The organism is Serratia sp. EWG9, assembly GCF_019913725.1.
GTDB lineage: Bacteria > Pseudomonadota > Gammaproteobacteria > Enterobacterales > Enterobacteriaceae > Serratia > Serratia ureilytica.
This window is the reverse complement of the sequence record NZ_JADNRO010000001.1, coordinates 159,597-177,518: the sequence shown is the minus strand read 5'-3', so window position 1 is coordinate 177,518 and position 17,922 is coordinate 159,597. Positions and strand designations below refer to the sequence as shown.

Here is a 17,922-nt window from a genome sequence, read left to right as displayed (position 1 = left end):
ACATTAATAACGGATAATGACGGGAACTCTCATGACGCTGCTTAACCCCTACTTCGGCGAATTTGGTGGTCAATACGTACCGCAAATTCTGATGCCGGCCCTGAAACAACTCGAAGAAGCCTTTGTCAGCGCTCAGCGCGATCCGGCGTTTCAGGCGGAATTCATCGATCTGTTGAAGAACTACGCGGGCCGCCCTACGGCGCTGACGCTGTGCAAAAATCTCACCGCCGGCAGCAACACCAAGCTCTATCTGAAGCGGGAAGATCTGCTGCACGGCGGCGCGCACAAGACCAACCAGGTACTGGGCCAGGCCCTGCTGGCCAAGCGCATGGGCAAAACCGAGATCATCGCGGAAACCGGCGCCGGCCAACACGGCGTCGCGTCGGCGCTGGCCTGCGCGCTGCTCGGCCTGAAATGCCGCATCTATATGGGCGCCAAAGACGTTGAGCGTCAGTCGCCGAACGTGTTCCGCATGCGGCTGATGGGCGCGGAAGTGATCCCGGTGCACAGCGGCTCCGCCACCCTGAAAGACGCCTGCAACGAAGCGTTGCGCGACTGGTCCGGCAGCTATGAAACCGCGCACTACATGCTCGGCACCGCCGCCGGCCCGCATCCGTACCCGACTATCGTGCGTGAATTCCAGCGCATGATCGGCGAAGAAACCAAAGCGCAGGTGCTGGAGCGCGAAGGCCGCCTGCCGGATGCGGTCATCGCCTGCGTCGGCGGCGGCTCCAACGCCATCGGTATGTTCGCCGATTTTATCGATGACGTCGACGTTGGGCTGATCGGCGTGGAACCCGCCGGTTTGGGCATCGAGACCGGCCAGCACGGCGCGCCGCTCAAGCATGGCCACGTCGGCATCTATTTCGGCATGAAGGCGCCGATGATGCAGACCGCCGAAGGCCAGATTGAAGAATCCTATTCAATCTCCGCCGGGCTGGACTTCCCGTCCGTCGGGCCGCAACACGCCTACCTGAACAGCACCGGTCGCGCCGAATACGTGTCGATCACCGACGACGAAGCGCTGGAAGCGTTCAAGGCGCTGTCGCGCCATGAAGGCATCATCCCGGCGCTGGAATCCTCACACGCCCTGGCGCACGCGCTGAAAATGATCCGTGAAACGCCGCAAAAAGAGCAAATCCTGGTGGTCAACCTGTCCGGCCGCGGCGACAAAGACATATTTACCGTTCACGACATTTTGAAAGCACGGGGAGAAATCTGATGGAACGTTATCAGCAACTGTTCACGCGTCTGGAAAGCAGCAAGGAAGGCGCCTTCGTCCCGTTCGTGACGCTGGGCGATCCTAATCCGGCGCTGTCGCTGCAGATTATCGACACCCTGATCGAAGCCGGCGCGGACGCGCTGGAGCTGGGTATCCCCTTCTCCGACCCGTTGGCGGATGGCCCAACCATCCAGAGCGCGACGCTGCGTGCCTTCGCCGCCGGCGTTACGCCGACCCAGTGTTTCGAGCTGCTGGCGGCCATTCGTCAGAAGCACCCGACCATTCCCATCGGCCTGCTGATGTACGCCAATTTGGTGTTCCATAAGGGCATCGATGCCTTTTACCAACGCTGTGCGGAAGTGGGCGTGGATTCGGTGCTGGTCGCCGACGTGCCGTTTGAAGAATCGGCGCCGTTCCGCGCCGCGGCCGTGCGCCACGGTATCGCGCCCATCTTCATTTGCCCGCCGAACGCCGACGACGATCTGCTGCGAGAGATCGCTTCACACGGTCGCGGCTACACCTACCTGCTGTCGCGTTCCGGCGTCACCGGCACCGAAAGCCGGGCGCAGTTGCCGCTGCATCACCTGGTGAACAAACTGCGCGAGTATCACGCCGCGCCGCCGCTGCAGGGCTTCGGCATCTCCGAGCCCGAGCAGGTGAAGGCTGCGCTGCAGGCCGGCGCCGCCGGCGCCATCTCCGGATCGGCAATCGTCAAAATCATCGAACGGCACCATGCCAACCCGGCGGAAATGCTGACCAAGCTGGCGGCCTTCGTCAGCGCGATGAAGCACGCGACCCGCGCGTGATCCCCTTCGGCGAGCGCCTTGCCGGCGCTCGCTTTAACAGCTTGTTTCCCCTCAAAGTTTGTTCTATTTATTTACAGCAAAAATTTGAACAAACCCGCGTCTTGTCTCACAATAAACATTGTTCGCTATGCATTTCTTCATTTGATTTGGGGAATGCGCTCGCTGCGGCGAAAAAACCGCATCGAATTTCAACCATAACATTGCATGGAGAGTAATTTATGAAGCTGTTTAAAACCCTTTCGGCCTTGTGCATGGCAGCCGTTGTGGCGGTCGCGGTGAGCGCTTGCGCACCGACGGCGAAATCGGAGGGAACAGGCGGTTATATCGATGACACCGTGATCACCACCAAAGTGAAATCGGCGCTGCTGGCGGATAAAAACATTAAGTCGCGCGAAATCAGCGTGGAAACCTTTAAAGGACGCGTGCAGTTGAGCGGCTTCGTGACGTCAAGCGATGACGCCAACCGTGCGGTGCAGGTCACACGCGGCGTGGCCGGCGTGAAATCTGTTGAAAACGTCATGCAGGTTAAATAATACCGACACAGGGAGGCGCAATGCCTCCCTGTTTGCGGCCTTCATCAGAAGCGGTAACCCGCCCCAAACATAAACACCCACGGATCCAACCGCGTATCGAAGCTGTGGTGCCCACCGCTCGCGTCGTTGAAACGCGTTTTGGTTTCGATGTTCATCCACCACACCGACATGTTCAGCATCCAGTGCTCATCCAGGTTGTAATCCAGACCGGCCTGCGCCGCCACGCCCCAGGAGTCTTTCAGATCGAGGTTGCTCAACCCGGCGCTTTTGCCGTAGTCGTTGAACTTCTCGTCGAAGAAAGTGGTGTAGTTAACGCCGACGCCCAGATAAGGACGCAGTTTGTCCTGCTTGTCGCCGAAGTAGTATTGCGCCATCAGCGTAGGCGGCAGTTGATGAACGGTCGCCAGATCGGTGCCGCCCAGGGTAACCTTGTGGCGGAACGGTGTCGCGGCCAACAACTCAACGCCGATGTTGTCCGTCACCATATAACCGAAGGTCAAACCGAGCTGGGTATTGTTTTTCGCATCCAGCGATCCCAAACCCAATACGTTGTCCGAGCCCGCATTTGGACGCACCGTCGCGGTGCCCGCACGGAACAGGAAATCACCGGCCTGATGCGCACTTGCCAACATAGGCGCCATCATCGTCGCCAATACCACCAGAGTTGTCTTTTTCATTATCCATTCCATTTGTGTGGTTAATCTCTCGAGGGGGAATATACCTACTTTCGGGTATTTGTGATCCCATCGAGATCACATCTTATGTGTAAAATTTTAAAATCCCACCAAAAACAAGGTTACCTAACCGCTTAATAAATCAAGGATTGATCTGCATCAAAAAAACGATTTTGTTGCAAATTATCTACATGTTCAAATTTCAGTTGCGGAAAAAAATACGGCTGAGGTAATTTCATCTTCCGTGTTGGTTTTGGTTGGTGCCGTGAGGAGTCGGCGGGCAATCAAGATGAGCGAAATCCTTAATCCCTGTGTCAGCTGCGGCGCATGCTGCGGTTATTTTCGAGTGTCATTCTATTGGGCCGAAGCCGAAGACGGCGGCGGCGCCGTTCCCCTTTCCCTGACGGAGCCTCTGACCCCGTTCCTGCGCTGCATGCAGGGGACCAACAGCAAGTCTCCGCGCTGCACCGCGCTGGACGGCGAGATTGGCAAAGCCGTGTCGTGCTCGATTTATCTTAATCGGCCCAGCCCGTGCAGAGAGTTCGATCAGTCCGGTGAAAACGGCCTGCGCAACGAAGCCTGCGATCGCGCTCGAGAACGCTACGGCCTGCCCCCCTTGCCGGTGCCCTTGCCGCTGTCGTTGCCTGAGACGACGATCGTTGAAGAAATAGACGTAGTGCAATTCGCGGGGTGCCACAGCGGCGTGGAACAGGGTACAATCACCCACTGATTTATCTCTGTTTTCTCGACGCCAAGGAGTCTGCATGCCTATCACGGCCAACGCTTTGTACCGTGACAGTTTTAACTTTTTACGCAATCAACTGGCCAGCATCCTGATGCTGGCGCTGTTGACGGCGTTTATCTCGGTGCTGCTGAACCAAGCTTTCAGCCCCGATGCCGAACAGTTGGCGACGCTGGCCGCCTCCACCAGCGATTTCGCGTCGTCGACCGGCATGGGCATTCAGGACGTGATCCAGCAGATGACGCCGGAACAGCAGATGGTGTTGCTGAAAGTGTCGGCCGCCGCCACGTTCTCCGCGCTGGTCGGCAACGTGCTGCTGGTCGGTGGGATGCTGACGTTGATCCGTCTGGTGTCTCAGGGGCAACGCACCAGCGCCCTGCGCGCGCTCGGCGCCTCGGCGCCCGATCTGCCGCGCCTGCTGCTGCTGCTGTTTATCTGCACCTTGCTGATCCAGCTCGGCCTGACGCTGTTCGTGGTGCCGGGCGTGATCATGGCTATCGCCTTCGCGTTGGCGCCGGTGATCGCCTCCGTCGACAAGAAAGGCGTCTTCGCTTCACTCAAGCTGAGCAGCAAATTGGCCTTCGCCAATGCGCGCGTGATTGTGCCGGCAATGATGCTGTGGTTGGCGGCCAAGCTGCTGGTGCTGTTTTTAGTGAGCCATCTGTCAGTGCTGACGCCGAACGTGGCCAGCGTCGTGCTGACCGCGTTAAGCAACCTGGTCTCCGCCCTGCTGCTGATCTATCTGTTCCGTTTGTATATGCTGCTGCGCGGCTAACGCCGGCGCAACAAATGCCCAGGGGCACGCTTCGGCGCGCCCCTTTTTGTTTACCCCACCGCCGCGGCTTCCGCCTGTTCCTTACTCTGAATCAGCTTTAGCGCCAGATAGAGATCCGGCACCAAAATCAGCTCCTTGTCCCGTCCCAACCGATTGATGCGGAACCAGCGCGTCAGTTCAGTACGGCGCCCGGCCAGCACCAGTTTGACGTTACGCTGCAACAGATCGCGTTTCAGTTCGTCGATGGCCGCCAGCACGCTGATATCGGCATGGGTAAAGCTGGCCACCGCGTCCACCACCACCCAGCGCGGCTGGAATGGCGTACTGTCGACCAAATTGAGAATGCGGCGTTTGAAGTAGGCCACGTTGAAGTAGGTCAGCGGCGAATTGAAGCGATACATCATGACGCCGGGCACCGCCTTCACCCCATTGTTGTTGCCCATGGAATGGATCATGCCTTCGTCGTTAACGCCCAGCAGCTGTTCCGTCGGCCGAAAGACGGTGTGCAGAAACTGCATCAGCCCCAGCAACACCGCCAGCCCGATGCCGCTGATCACCCCGACCAACAAGACGCTGAGGAAGGTAAATATCGCCAGGCGGAAAGCCTGCGCGTTGCGGCGGCGCAAGATCCAGATGCCGCGAAAATCCAGCAGCGACCAAGCCGCATACATCAGCACCACGCCCAATCCCGCCACCGGAATAAACTGCAGCGGCGCCATCAGGAACAGCAAGACGAAAGCGATCACCGCGGCGGCGATGATCGACACGAGCTGGCTCTTGCCGCCGTTGGCGTCATTCACCGCGGTGCGCGAATCCGCCCCGCTGATGGCGAAGCCTTGCGACAATGCGGAGACGATATTCACCATCCCCAGCGCGCGAAACTCAGCGTCAGCGTTGACCTCATAGCCGTTTTTGGCCGCGAAACTGCGGGCGTCAGCATCATGCTGACAAAGCTCACGACCGCCAGGTTGAGCGCCGGGATCACCATGTCGCGCAGCAGCCCGGGCTGAAAGTCCGGCCACTGGACGATCGGCAACACGCCGCTGAAACCGCCCACCGTCACCACGCCATACTGCTGCAATCCGCCCGCCCAGGTGACGAACGCCGCCAGCACGATGGCGAACAGCGGCGCCGGCCAGTTAGGCCGCCATTTTTTAAATCCGAGCAGCGTCACCAGCGTCAGCAAGGACACCGCCATCGTCAGCCAGTCGCTGTGCAACAGGTTGGCCGGCAGCGCGTAGATGCGCTCGATCAGCTGCGCCGGGCGCACTGTGAACCCCAACACCTTGCCGATCTGATCGACGATGATGGTCAGCGCCACGCCGTTCAGCAGCCCGCTGAGGATCGGCCGCGACAGCAGATCCGCCAGCGCCCCCAGCTTGAACCGGCTGGCCAACAGGCACCAGCCGCCCATCATCGCGGTCATCATGATGGTCAACTGCCAATGGCGTTCCATATTGCCCGCCGCCAGCGGCGTCACCACCGCGGCGATCACCGCACAGGTGGCGGCATCGGGCCCGACGATCAGCTGGCGTGACGAACCGAACAGCGCATAGGCCACCATCGGCAAGATACAGGAATAAAGCCCCACCACCGGGCTAACCCCGGCCAGTTCGGCATAGGCGATGGCCACCGGCAAGGCGACGGCGGCGACGGAAAGACCGGCGCGCATATCCGGTTTGAGCCAACTGCGTTGATAGCCCAATAAATGCGTCAAACCAGGCGTCAGGGCCTGGAGAGATTTCCACTGCATGCTGTTTTCCGCGGTAAATTATCTGGTTATTATGGCACTTACTATGCGATCTGCGGCCAGCGCTGGCAATGCGCCCGTGCTTTCTTGCGTAAGTTTATGCAAATTCCTGCTTTCGCGGCAGAAATCCGCCGGCCAAACGCCGATAATCGGCAGCGCCCGGCGGTACACAGAACTCGCCGAATCCGGTATAGTCGGCCGATGAACAGATGATGGATTGATTTATGAAGCAGTTTCTTGATTTCCTCCCGTTAATTGTCTTTTTCGCTTTTTACAAGCTGTACGACATTTACGTCGCTTCCGGCGCATTGATCGTCGCCACCGCGCTGGCGCTGGTGTTCACCTGGGTGAAATACCGCAAGGTCGAGAAGATGACGCTGATCACCTTCCTGATGGTGCTGGTGTTCGGCACCCTGACGCTGGTGTTCCACAACGATTTATTCATCAAGTGGAAAGTGACGGTGATTTACGCGCTGTTCGCGCTGGCGCTGCTGATCAGCCAGTGGGTGCTCAAAAAGCCGCTGGTTCAGCGCATGCTGGGCAAAGAGCTGACGCTGCCGGACAAAGTGTGGAGCAACCTCAACCTGGCCTGGGCCCTCTTCTTCCTGGCCTGCGGCCTGGCGAACATCTATGTCGCCTTCTGGCTGCCGCAAAGCGTCTGGGTCAATTTCAAAGTCTTTGGCCTGACGGTGCTGACGCTGGTATTCACCCTGCTCAGCGGCATCTATATTTACCGGCACATGCCGGCAGAACAGAAAAAATAGTTACAAATTTGTTAATGCCTGCGGCGCTTGCCGCGGGCAGTATGATGTGATTCCCTCCTTTTAAAAGCAGACTGCTATGACACAACAACGACCTTTACCCAGCGGCGAGCTGGTGCTGCGCACGCTGGCGATGCCGGCCGATACCAATGCCAACGGCGATATTTTCGGCGGCTGGCTGATGTCGCAAATGGACATCGGCGGCGCCATCCAGGCAAAAGAGATCGCCGAGGGGCGCGTAGTGACGGTACGCGTAGACGGCATGACCTTCCTGAAACCGGTGGCGGTAGGCGACGTGGTTTGCTGCTATGCGCACTGCATCCGCACCGGGCGCAGCTCGATCACCATCAATATCGAAGTATGGGTAAAGAAAGTCTCCTCCGCCCCAATCGGCCAACGCTACCGGGCGACCGAAGCGGTGTTCACCTACGTGGCGGTCGATGCGGAAGGCAACTCGCGCGCGCTGCCTGAGGGTAAAATGAATTTCCGCGTCGGCTTCGAAGAGTAAGCCTGCGGCTGCGCCGCAAATGCAAAAAGGGTCGCCGAGGCGACCCTTTTTTTCTTGGCGCAAACCGAAATCAGTTCATTTCGGTGGTGCCGTTCAGCTTGAAACGAATATTGACGATAAGATCCTTCGCTTCTTTGGCTTGATACCGCCATTTGCGCAGCGCCTGTTTCACTTCTCGCTCGAACATATTGCGCGGCTCAGCCGACAAGATGCGCACGTTGGTCACGCGGCCATCGCTGTCGACATCGAACTGCACCCGCACGTTGCCTTCGATCTGCAAGGCTCTGGCGCGCGGCGGATAAATCGGTTCCGCACGGCTGATCGGTTTTGGCCCGACTTCGCGCGAGTTGCCCTGTACCGGCGCGGCGGGCGCTTGTTTCACCGGCGCTTTATCGATCGGTTTGGCCGGCGAGTCGTTATTGAACGGCGAAGGCTCGCGCGGCTCGACCTTCTTCGGCTCCGGTTTCACCGGTTTTTCTACCTTCGGCTTTGGCTTGGGCTTCGGTTTCGGCTTGACCGGCTCCGGTTTTACAATCGCCTTCGGCGGCGGCTCCACAATAGGTTCTGGTTCAGGTTCCGGCTCAGGTTCCACCTGCGGCGGCTCCGGTTCTGCCGGAGCAGGCGGCGGCGGTTCAGCCATCGCGGCGGTGTTGACCATCATGACGCTGATCGGCGCCTCTTCAGGCTTTGGCAGCTCAACCACTTCTTTTACCGAAGCGTAAAGCAGTCCCGCCACCAGGGCGCTGTGCAGGCCTACGGACAAGACGAAAGGCACGGATATACGGCGATTAAGGAACATCTTTTTTAGCGGCATAATGATTCTGTTTCCTCTGGTTCGCCAAGTTTAAATGCAAATAGCAATCATATTCAATAACGAAAGGCAAACTATCGCTTTAATCGTCAGTCTCCGCGGCGAAAACCAGCAAACTCATAAGGATATTAACCTGAACGTTGCTTTTTTACCGCCGAATCAACACGCTTCGTTAACGTTCAGACGGCGCTAAAAAATAAAAAACCCGCCGTAGCGGGTGGATTGCAGTAATTAAGCGTTATTCTTCATCACCATAGTAGAGCACGCCCAGTTTGATCAGCGGCCGCCCTTGCGCTTTGCGGTGCAGGTTGGTGTCGCGCAGCGAATAGACGCAGCCGCAGTATTCCTGCTGATAGAAGCGTTCGCGCTTGCTGATCTCTATCATGCGGGCCGCGCCGCCCTTCTTGCGCCAGTTGTAATCCCAATACACCAGATCGGGATACTTTTCCGCCGCCCGAATGCCGCAGTCGGTAATCTGCTGCATGTTCTTCCAGCGCGAGATGCCGAGCGAGCTGGAGATGGTGTCGTAACCGTGCTCATGCGCATACAGCGCCGTGCGCTCAAAACGCATGTCGAAGCACATGGTGCAGCGAATGCCGCGCTCCGGCTCATGTTCCATGCCCTTGGCGCGTTCGAACCAGTTGTCGGTGTCATAATCGGCATCGATGATCGTCACCCCGTGCTTTTCGGCGAAACGGATGTTCTCTTCCTTACGCAGCAAATACTCTTTTTGCGGGTGAATGTTGGGGTTATAGAAGAAAATAGCGTACTCGATGCCGGACGCCTGGATCGCTTCCATCACCTCGCCGGAACAGGGCGCACAGCAAGAATGCAGCAGCAGTTTGCTTTTGCCCGCAGGCAAATCGAGTTTTTCCCTTACCAGTTCCGTCATGTCCTCACCTCAATGGCATATCTGTTTAAGCGCGCCGCACTATACGAATAAAAAGTAGCGGCTTCAAGGCATAAGCGCCAATCCCCCCCATAAATTCACCGCGCGCCGTTCCCCTGCCGCGCCTTTTGCGCTACCTTGGTAGCACCGTTTTATAGCCATGATTTTACAGGTGAAATATGCTTTATCTGATCTACGCGCAAGACGTTCCCCACTCACTGGAAAACCGTCTGGCGGTGCGCCCGGCACATCTGGCGCGCCTGCAGGCGCTGCGTGATGCCGGCCGTCTGGTGGTCGCCGGCCCCAACCCGGCCATCGACAGTAACGATCCCGGCGCCGCCGGCTTCACCGGTTCAACGGTGATCGCCGAGTTCGCCTCACTGGCGGAAGCCAGGCCTGGGCGCAGCAGGATCCGTACGTCGCCGCCGGCGTCTACGCCGACGTGACGGTGAAGCCGTTCAAACAGGTGTTCTGATCTCCAGCCCTCCGAATACCGGGAACGCCCCGCTATACGGCGTTTCCGGCGCTAGCCACACCTCTGCTTGACCGTCGCGCTCGGGTCGTCTTCCCCACGCGGTCGATATTCATGTTCCGCCCCGGAAATACTCACCGATAACGCTTTCCAGCATCGCCACCGCCGATTGACCGGCGGCAGCGGCAGAGCGCAGCAGCTGCACTTCGTGCGGAGCGACCGACGGCAATTCGTCGAGGATCCGCATCGCCGCCGTCACGCGTGCGCGGTCGAGCAGCGTGACGGCCAATCCTGCCTCGACGGCGGCAGCCACCACGCTGGCCGAAGGGCTGCTCACAACCACTCGCCAATGCCTTCCCGCCCCGCTCAATGCATCGATCATAGCCTCTCGGTAAGGGCAATCGGCGGCATGCAACGCCAATGGTATCGGTTGGGCCACATCCAGCGCCAACCGGCGGCCGCCAACCCAAACCGGCGCAGTCACCGCAAGCGGCATCTGGCGCAGTCCCCCCATCGGCAGCACCGCCAACGCCAGCTGTAGCCGGTTGCGTCCAATCTGTTCAACCAACGCCTGGCTGGCGGCCGTAGACACCTCCAGCATCACCGCAGGAAAACGGGTGGCAAACGCCGGCAGCACATCGCGCATGACATGTGATGCGTATTCATCAGGCACTCCCAGCTTGATGTGCCCACTCAGCGGTGCGCCCTGCAGCTCACGCAGAATATCGTCGTGGGCATTCAACAGCCCGAGCGTCGAGGCCAGCAGTTTGTCGCCTAAGGGCGTCAACACGACGGACTGATTGTCGCGCTCCAGCAAGCGGCCGCCCACGACCTGTTCCAGACGCTGAATATGAACGCTCACCGCGGCTGGGCTGCGATGAACAAAGGCCGCCGCCGCACGAAATTGCCCCAAACGGGCGATGGCGTGAAAAGTGCGCAAAAGATTAATGTCCAGGGTTGGCCGCATGGTTTAACTCCATTAAACAACTGAACGAAAATTATTCGATTTATTAAATTATAGCGGCTCACTACCCTTGGGGAAAAAGGAGAAGATCACCATGCCCCTGTCAGAATTTCGTCCACCTTCCTGCCGCGATAAGGTGGGCGACAAAGCCGCCGTCTGGTTGCCGGCAGCGGAAGTCCTGCTGATCGTCGCCTGGAGCTCGGGCTTTGTCGGCATCCGTTTCGCCGCCGATTACGCGCCAGTGTTGCTGGTGGCGTTCTGGCGCTGTGTCGTGGTCGCTTTACTGCTGATGCCGTTTAGCCTTCGCGCCATCAGGCACTCCTCGCCGCAGTCGGTAGCCGCTCATGCCGGGATCGGGCTGCTTGCCATGACCGGATACCTGACCGGCGTCAGTAAAGGCATCGAGTACGGCGTGCCGACCGGGTTGGCCGCGCTCATCGCCGATTTGCTCCCTCTCGGCACCGCACTCTTGAACATGCTGTTTCTACGCCGGCTGCCCGATGGCCGCGTCTGGCTCGGCCTGGCATTAGGCTCTCTCGGGGTGATATTGGCGACGGGCGGTGCTATTTCCTGGGGAAGTGCGCCATTGTGGAGCTACCTGTTGCCGCTGGCGGGGATGCTGTCACTGGCACTGGCGACGCTGTGGCAGCAACGGCTGCTGCAGGCGCAAGCGGTGAGCCTGCCCGCCAGGTTGGGGATACAAAGCGCGATTTCAGCGCTGGCTTTTGCCCCACTGGCAGGCGCAGAAAGCCCGCTGCTGCCAACCATGACGACAGGGTTGGTTATTGGCGTGCTTTGGACCGCGCTTTTGGCCACCCTGGCCGGTTACGGTTTGTATTGGTTCTGCCTTAGGCATACCTCTGCATTGCGTGTGACGTGCCTGCTGTTCCTCAGCCCCTTCGTCACCTTCTGCTGGGCATGGTTAATGTTCGATGAGCCCCTTTCCTGGCCTATGCTCCTGGGCGCAGCAACGGCGGGGAGCGGCTTGTGGCTGCTTATCCGCCCCCCGATGAGGGGCCGGATTGAACGCGCTGAAATGAATAATGGCAGATAATGTTAACGGAGATGCCGGCTACACGTTGCCGGGCACCGTTACACGACGAGTTTTCCCCGTACCACCACCTTGCCCGGTTTTATCTCGGGATCGGCAATACGGCGGATCGCCAGATTCAACGCTTGCCAGGCGATCTCTTGCAAGTCGTGTGACACGCAGGGGAAATGGAAACCGTAGATCTCGGCATGTGAAACCTCATCAATGCTGAACAGCGACACGTCCTGCATCAACGGCAACCGATGTTCGATACAGGCCTTGATGATGCCCAGCGAGATCTGGTTATTGCAGCCGACGAAAAAATCGGGGGCGGGGTTATTGGCCAGCCAGCGGCTCGTCTCTTGCCAGGCGGCATCCATAAAGAAATCGGCATACCGCACGTCGAGCGAAGCCACCTTCCCTTGCAATGCCGCCTGCAAGCCAGTGACCCTGTCACGCGCAACGTTGGAATTCTCCGGCCCGGAGATCACCACCACCCGCTGCGCCTGCTGTTCCAGAAGCCAACGCCCCGCCTGAAGGCCGCAATCCAGATTATCAATATACACCCCGCTGCAGTGGTGACTCTCCAATTCCCGATCGATCAACACCACCGGTATATTAAGCGTTTCCAGACGTTTGAGGTAGGAAGGCCGGTACAGATGATCGTTGGAAATGACCGAGAGAATGATCGCATCGACGTTGTAGCCAATGAGTTTGTCGATGATCCTGTCTTCGCTTTCCTGAGACTCATAGGAGTCGAACACCAGCGTGTCGTACCCCATCTTTTGCGCTTCAAGCGTCATCAGGCGCGTCAGGCCGCCAAAGAATGGGTTGGCCATGTCCGGGTTGACGATGCCAATGGTTCTGCTGCTTTTCGCCCGCAGATTGCGCGCCGCGGCATTGACCACGTAACCGAGTTCGGCGGCGGTCTCCCGAATTCTCCTCAACGTTTCCGGATGGACCTTGTCCGGCTGTGAAAATGCCCGCGAAGCGGTTATTTTGCTGACGTTCGCCTGTGCGGCGACGCTAGCCAGCGTCGCTTTCCGTCCTCGACCCACGGCCAAATGCAGCTCCTTAGCTTGAAGGTATCATTTTGTATCATTCCCGGCATCATGACAGAACTTTGTTCTTGGCGCTAATGGTTTACGCCGGCAAGACGGTTAATTCGCGGATCGGTAAAAATATCCAACTCGTCACGGCTCTCGGAAGAGAACTCGGACACCACCGCGCCCTGCTTCCCCGCCTGAAACCAGTGACGGGTATTGGGCGCAATGGTGTATTGTTCCCCCGGCCGCAAGAGGATATAGCGATGACAGGTATACCACTGCTCCGCGCCCTCTGGCACCCGGCATACCGGTTGGCCGCCGCGATCGTTGGGCGTCAGATTTTCATCATCGACAAACAAAAACACCTCTCCCCAACGGCAACGGAACGTCTCTTGCTTGCCGGGCGTGCCGGCAAAGGGAGGGTGTAAATGTTCCGGGCAAGTCTGCCCAGGAAACAGCACCAGCTCTTTCGCGCAATACCGAGGTGAGTTGACGTAGGTCAGCAGCTGCAACCCGGACGCGGGATAGTCGGCCAGACCAAACGTCGCAATTTCAATGCGTTGCTGTTCTTCTTCGGTCAAGATAATGTCCGCCTGGCGCAAATACTCCAGCGTAGCGGCTCTGGCGCTTTGTTGTTTGTTCATCATTCCCCCGGTAAAGTAACGGTATCGATATCAACAGGCCGATATTAAAACCGTCATTGCCACGCCGATTTTGTGACCACCATCGCTATATTGAATAACAACCCGCCAGCAAAATTAACTCTCGTCGAGTAATTCCAACATTGATCACAGTTTAACCACCCGCATTGGCTCACTATCGCCGCATTGAAATGATACCGTTACCATAAAAATGATTCACCAGGAGGCAATATGAAAGCATTAGTGCTGGCCAAAGCGGGGGAAATCGCTATCGAGGACGTCCAACTGGCCGAAACGCTGGGGCCCGACGATGTAAAGATAAAAATTCATTCCGTGGGCATCTGCGGCAGCGATGTGCACTATTACCAGCATGGCCGCATTGGCCCGTTTGTGGTCAAAGCCCCGATGGTGCTCGGCCATGAGGCCGCCGGCGTGGTGCTCGCGACAGGTGAAAACGTCACTCACCTCAGCGTCGGCGATCGCGTTTGCATGGAGCCCGGCATTCCCGACCTCAACTCGGCGCAGACGCGCGCCGGGATTTACAACCTGGACCCCGCCGTTCGCTTCTGGGCGACGCCGCCGGTGCACGGCTGTTTGCGCGAAACCGTCATCCACCCCGCCGCATTCACGTTCAAACTGCCGGACAACGTCAGTTTCGCTGAAGGCGCCATGGTTGAACCCCTGGCCATCGGCATGCAAGCGGCCACCAAAGCCGGGATCAAACCCGGCGATATCGCGCTGGTGATCGGCGCTGGGCCGATCGGCGTGGTCACCGCCCTCGCGGCGCTGGCGGGTGGCTGCTCGGACGTCATTATCTGCGACCTGTTTGACGAGAAACTCGCCGTGGCGGCCAGCTATGAAGGGCTGCACGCCGTCAATATCAAAACCGGCGACCTGGCGGGTAAAGTGGCTGCGTTCACCAGCGGCAACGGCGTCGATATCGTGTTTGAATGCAGCGGCGCAAAACCGGCTATCGCTACGCTGGCCGAACATGCGGCGCCAGGGGCGACCGCCGTGCTGGTCGGCATGCCGATCGACGTCGCGCCGATGGATATCGTCGCCGCACAGGCCAAGGAGATCACCTTCAAGACCATTTTCCGCTACGCCAACATGTATCCGCGCACACTGCGGCTGTTGAGCAGCGGCAAATTGCGCGTCCAACCGTTGATAAGCCAAACCTACAAATTCTCCGACAGCGTGGCCGCCTTCGAGCGCGCGGCGGCGGGACATGCCTCGGACATCAAAATCATGCTGGAAATGGAGTGATCCTATGGCGCTCTATGCTGGCATAGACTGCGGTACGCAAGGCACGAAAGTCGTGATTGTCGACAGCACACAGGGCGTGATCCTCGGTGAGGGCAGCGCCCCTCACCGCCTCATCAGCCAAGCCAATGGCCGGCGCGAACAAGAGGCCGACTGGTGGATTGAGGCGTTGGTCACCGCGTTTCATCAAGCCGTGACTAACGCCGGTATTGATGCCGGGGAAATTAACGCTCTCGGGGTCTCGGGCCAACAGCATGGATTTGTGCCGCTGGACGCAGACGGCAACGTGCTGCACAGCGTCAAGCTGTGGTGCGATACCGAAACCGCGGAGGAAAACGAACTGCTGCTGCAGCGGCTCGGCGGCGCCAAGGGTTCGCTGGACAAGCTCGGCCTGCGGCTCGCCACCGGTTATACCGCGTCAAAAATCCTTTGGTTCAAGACGCACCATCCGGCGCTCTGGGCAAAACTGCACACCGTGCTGCTGCCGCATGATTATTTGAACTTCTGGTTGACCGGGGAGCGTGTAGCGGAATATGGCGATGCTTCCGGCACCGGGCTGTTCGATGTGCGCGCCCGTAGCTGGAGTCAAGCCGCCGTCAATCTTATCGATGACAGCGGCCGTTTATGGCATGCCCTGCCGCCGCTCAAAAGCGCGGAATGCTGCATCGGCACGGTGCGCCCCTTCGCGGCGGAAAAGCTCGGCCTTGGCCCGGCCGTTCGGGTCTCGACCGGCGGCGGCGACAACATGATGGCGGCTATCGGTTCCGGCAACATCGAGGCCGGCACCGTTACCCTGAGCCTCGGCACCTCCGGCACGCTATTCGCCTGGTCCGCCGCGCCCGTTGTGGCGGAATCCGACATGATTGCCGGTTTCTGCTCCAGCACCAACGGGTGGCTGCCCTTGATATGCACCATGAATGTCACCTCGGCCACCACGGCCATGCAGACGCTGCTGGACGAAGATCTTGACGGCTTTAACCGCTTATTGGCGCAGGCGGCGCCGGGTGCCGGCGGCGTCGAGATGCTGCCGTTCTTCAACGGCGAACGCGTTCCCCCGCTGCCCCACGCGCGCGCCAGCCTGCATAACCTCGATAGCGACAATTTTACTCGCGCCAATCTCTGCCTGGCGGTGGTTGAAAGCGCCACCTACGGCCTGCGCTATGGCATCGAGCTGTTTCGCCGCCAGGGCATCGAAACGCGCGAGATCCGCCTCACCGGCGGCGGCGCCCGCAGCGCCGCCTGGCGACAAATCGTCGCGGACGTGATGGGGTGCCCGGTGGTCTGCCTGAACGTCAAAGAGACCGCCGCGCTGGGCGGCGCCATTCAGGCGATGTGGGCGACGTCGTTGGCCGATCGCCCGCACCAGGACGCCACCGGGCTCTTGGCAGAACTGTGCCAACGCTTCGTTTCCCTGGATGAAGCCACGCGCACGACGCCAAACGCCGACAGGCAAACGCAATACGAGACGCTTTATCAACGGTACCTGCAGCGTTTGCAGCGGACATACCCGGAGGTTCAATCGTGACGCGAGATCCCCATACGCAAGCCCCTGCCTACCTGCTGGAAGTCAGCGGCGTCAGGAAAGCCTTTGGCCCGGTCGTGGCGCTCAAGAACGCCGAGTTTTGCCTGCGGCGCGGATCCATCCATGCCCTGTGCGGCGGCAACGGCGCGGGGAAATCCACCTTTCTCAGCATTCTGATGGGCTTTATTCAACCCGATGGCGGCGACATTTTTATCAATGGTCAACGCTGTGAATTTCATCATCCCCGGGAAGCCCTCAATGCCGGCATCGCCATCGTGCAGCAGGAGCTGAGCGCGATCCCGGATCTGACGGTGGCCGAAAACATTTGGCTGGGCCGCGAGCCGAGACGCCTGGGTTTCGTCGACTTTGCGACGCTCAACCAACGCACCACCCGTCTGCTCGAGGAACTTGATTTCAAGATCGACGCCCGAGAAAAAATGCGCAACCTGAGCGTCGCCGAGCAGCAACTGGTCGAGATCGCCAAAGCGCTGTCGCACGCCAATGCCGACATCATCATCATGGATGAACCCACCTCGGCGATTGGCGAAGAGGATGCGCAAAAAATCTTTCAGACGCTTCAGCAACTGGCGGCGAAAGGTAAAGGCATTATCTACGTCTCCCATCGTTTGTCCGAGATATTCCAAATCGCGGACAGCTACACCATTTTCCGCGATGGCGCCTATATCCATGAAGGCTATATCGCCGACATTACCCGCGAGCAGTTGATCGAACACATTATCGGCGGCGAGTACGACAGCGAGTTCGCCAAGTTCAATCAACCCGGCGAAGAGGTCTTGCTGGAGGTCAACGGCCTGTGTTGGCGCAGCAAGATAAAGGATATCAGCCTGCAGCTTAAGCACGGCGAGATCCTGGGCATCTACGGCCTGGTGGGATCGGGCCGCAGCGAGTTTCTCGATCTTATCTTCGGCATTCAGCATGCCGACGCCGGCACGATTCGCTTGGGCGACAAGACGCTGAACCGCCATTCTCCGAGAGAGGCCATCGATAGCGGCATTGCCTACGTGACGGAAGATCGCAAGGAAACCGGCCTGGTGCTGTGCCGTTCCGTCAGTGAAAACATCAATATCGCCTCTTTTGCCGGCATCAGCCGAATGGGGTTCGTCAGCGAGAAACGGGAGCAGGCGCGAACCCGCGACATGATCCAGCGCTTTAACGTTAAACCCACGATGGTGAACAGCCCGTGGGCAACCTGAGCGGCGGCAACCAGCAAAAAGTGGTGCTGGGCCGCTGGGCGCTGCTGGATCCGGAGGTTTTGCTGCTCGACGAACCGACGCGCGGTATCGACGCGGCGCCAAGAAAGAGATCTATCGATTTATGTCGGAGTTCGCCTTGCAAAACAAAGGGATCATCATGGTTTCCTCCGAGCTTTCGGAAATTATCGGCATGAGCGATCGCATCCTGGTGTTTCGTGACGGGCAGTTGGCCGGCGAGCTTTCGGCAGCCGATGCGACTCAGGCAGCACTGATGAAACTTGCGGTTTAACAGAGAGAGA

16 protein-coding genes and 3 pseudogenes are annotated in these 17,922 nt (G+C 58.9%); 12 read left to right on the top strand and 7 right to left on the bottom strand.

From position 1 onward, the window contains the following. The first annotated feature begins 16 nt into the window (after positions 1-16). The 3 genes from trpB to ITX55_RS00920 all read left to right on the top strand — a co-directional run bounded on the left by trpB (position 17) and on the right by ITX55_RS00920 (position 2,561). Positions 17-1,222 (top strand): tryptophan synthase subunit beta, encoded by a 1,206-nt coding sequence (trpB, locus tag ITX55_RS00930; RefSeq protein WP_187181470.1) that lies wholly within the window; start codon positions 17-19, stop codon positions 1,220-1,222. Next, a complete protein-coding gene (trpA, locus tag ITX55_RS00925) occupies positions 1,222-2,028 on the top strand; it encodes a tryptophan synthase subunit alpha (protein WP_047574957.1) in 807 nt (268 codons plus the stop codon). The genes trpB and trpA overlap by 1 nt, the downstream gene beginning before the upstream one ends. 218 nt (positions 2,029-2,246) lie before the next feature. Further along, positions 2,247-2,561 carry a BON domain-containing protein gene (locus ITX55_RS00920; RefSeq protein ID WP_046898934.1) on the top strand — a complete coding sequence of 105 codons (315 nt, stop codon included), beginning with the start codon at positions 2,247-2,249 and terminating at the stop codon, positions 2,559-2,561. 44 nt (positions 2,562-2,605) lie between these two features. On the opposite strand, the gene ompW is transcribed toward ITX55_RS00920, so the two are convergent. Beyond that, entirely contained in the window at positions 2,606-3,238 is a 633-nt protein-coding gene (gene ompW / locus ITX55_RS00915) for an outer membrane protein OmpW (protein ID WP_099785823.1), read from the bottom strand. 286 nt (positions 3,239-3,524) lie between these two features. Between ompW and ITX55_RS00910 the strand changes: the two genes are divergently transcribed. Together ITX55_RS00910 and ITX55_RS00905 are read left to right on the top strand one after the other, a co-directional pair. Further along, entirely contained in the window at positions 3,525-3,965 is a 441-nt protein-coding gene (locus ITX55_RS00910) for a YkgJ family cysteine cluster protein (RefSeq protein WP_108680878.1), read from the top strand. Positions 3,966-3,999: 34 nt separating this feature from the next. Next, complete coding sequence (locus ITX55_RS00905) at positions 4,000-4,752, top strand: YciC family protein (RefSeq protein WP_033643278.1); 753 nt, start codon at positions 4,000-4,002, stop codon at positions 4,750-4,752. 50 nt (positions 4,753-4,802) lie between these two features. On the opposite strand, the pseudogene ITX55_RS00900 reads toward ITX55_RS00905, so the two are convergent. Beyond that, positions 4,803-6,505, bottom strand: a pseudogene (locus ITX55_RS00900) (SulP family inorganic anion transporter). A gap of 221 nt (positions 6,506-6,726) precedes the next feature. Here ITX55_RS00900 and ITX55_RS00895 point away from each other — a divergent pair. Continuing rightward, positions 6,727-7,266 (top strand): septation protein A, encoded by a 540-nt coding sequence (locus ITX55_RS00895; RefSeq protein WP_033643280.1) that lies wholly within the window; start codon positions 6,727-6,729, stop codon positions 7,264-7,266. A gap of 76 nt (positions 7,267-7,342) precedes the next feature. Continuing rightward, entirely contained in the window at positions 7,343-7,771 is a 429-nt protein-coding gene (gene yciA, locus ITX55_RS00890; protein ID WP_004932085.1) for an acyl-CoA thioester hydrolase YciA, read from the top strand. Between the two features lie 70 nt (positions 7,772-7,841). Here yciA and tonB read toward each other — a convergent pair whose 3' ends face one another. After that, on the bottom strand, positions 7,842-8,585 hold the full coding sequence (gene tonB, locus ITX55_RS00885; RefSeq protein ID WP_033643281.1) for a TonB system transport protein TonB: 744 nt from the start codon (positions 8,583-8,585) through the stop codon (positions 7,842-7,844). Between the two features lie 235 nt (positions 8,586-8,820). Next, complete coding sequence (locus ITX55_RS00880) at positions 8,821-9,474, bottom strand: epoxyqueuosine reductase QueH (protein ID WP_072627542.1); 654 nt, start codon at positions 9,472-9,474, stop codon at positions 8,821-8,823. 176 nt (positions 9,475-9,650) lie between these two features. Here ITX55_RS00880 and ITX55_RS00875 point away from each other — a divergent pair. Next, positions 9,651-9,946: pseudogene (locus tag ITX55_RS00875) on the top strand (YciI family protein). Between the two features lie 109 nt (positions 9,947-10,055). On the opposite strand, the gene ITX55_RS00870 reads toward ITX55_RS00875, so the two are convergent. Next, the gene (locus ITX55_RS00870) at positions 10,056-10,910 is read right to left on the bottom strand and encodes a LysR family transcriptional regulator (RefSeq protein ID WP_197752020.1); all 855 of its coding nucleotides are present in this window, start codon (positions 10,908-10,910) and stop codon (positions 10,056-10,058) included. A gap of 91 nt (positions 10,911-11,001) precedes the next feature. On the opposite strand from ITX55_RS00870, the gene ITX55_RS00865 reads away from it, so the two are divergent. Then, positions 11,002-11,961: a DMT family transporter gene (locus ITX55_RS00865; RefSeq protein WP_197752021.1), complete on the top strand. Its 960-nt coding sequence runs from the start codon at positions 11,002-11,004 to the stop codon at positions 11,959-11,961. A gap of 38 nt (positions 11,962-11,999) precedes the next feature. Here ITX55_RS00865 and ITX55_RS00860 read toward each other — a convergent pair whose 3' ends face one another. Both ITX55_RS00860 and ITX55_RS00855 read right to left on the bottom strand, forming a co-directional pair. Beyond that, complete coding sequence (locus ITX55_RS00860) at positions 12,000-13,001, bottom strand: LacI family DNA-binding transcriptional regulator (protein WP_069100711.1); 1,002 nt, start codon at positions 12,999-13,001, stop codon at positions 12,000-12,002. Positions 13,002-13,072: 71 nt separating this feature from the next. Then, entirely contained in the window at positions 13,073-13,627 is a 555-nt protein-coding gene (locus tag ITX55_RS00855) for a D-lyxose/D-mannose family sugar isomerase (protein WP_033643287.1), read from the bottom strand. A 228-nt stretch (positions 13,628-13,855) separates the two neighbouring features. Between ITX55_RS00855 and ITX55_RS00850 the strand changes: the two genes are divergently transcribed. From ITX55_RS00850 to ITX55_RS00840, 3 genes and pseudogenes are all read left to right on the top strand, one after another. After that, entirely contained in the window at positions 13,856-14,890 is a 1,035-nt protein-coding gene (locus ITX55_RS00850) for an NAD(P)-dependent alcohol dehydrogenase (protein ID WP_197752022.1), read from the top strand. A 4-nt stretch (positions 14,891-14,894) separates the two neighbouring features. Beyond that, on the top strand, positions 14,895-16,412 hold the full coding sequence (gene xylB / locus ITX55_RS00845; RefSeq protein ID WP_197752023.1) for a xylulokinase: 1,518 nt from the start codon (positions 14,895-14,897) through the stop codon (positions 16,410-16,412). After that, a pseudogene (locus tag ITX55_RS00840) lies at positions 16,406-17,912 on the top strand (sugar ABC transporter ATP-binding protein). The gene xylB and the pseudogene ITX55_RS00840 overlap by 7 nt, the downstream one beginning before the upstream one ends. The last annotated feature ends 10 nt before the right edge of the window (positions 17,913-17,922 follow it).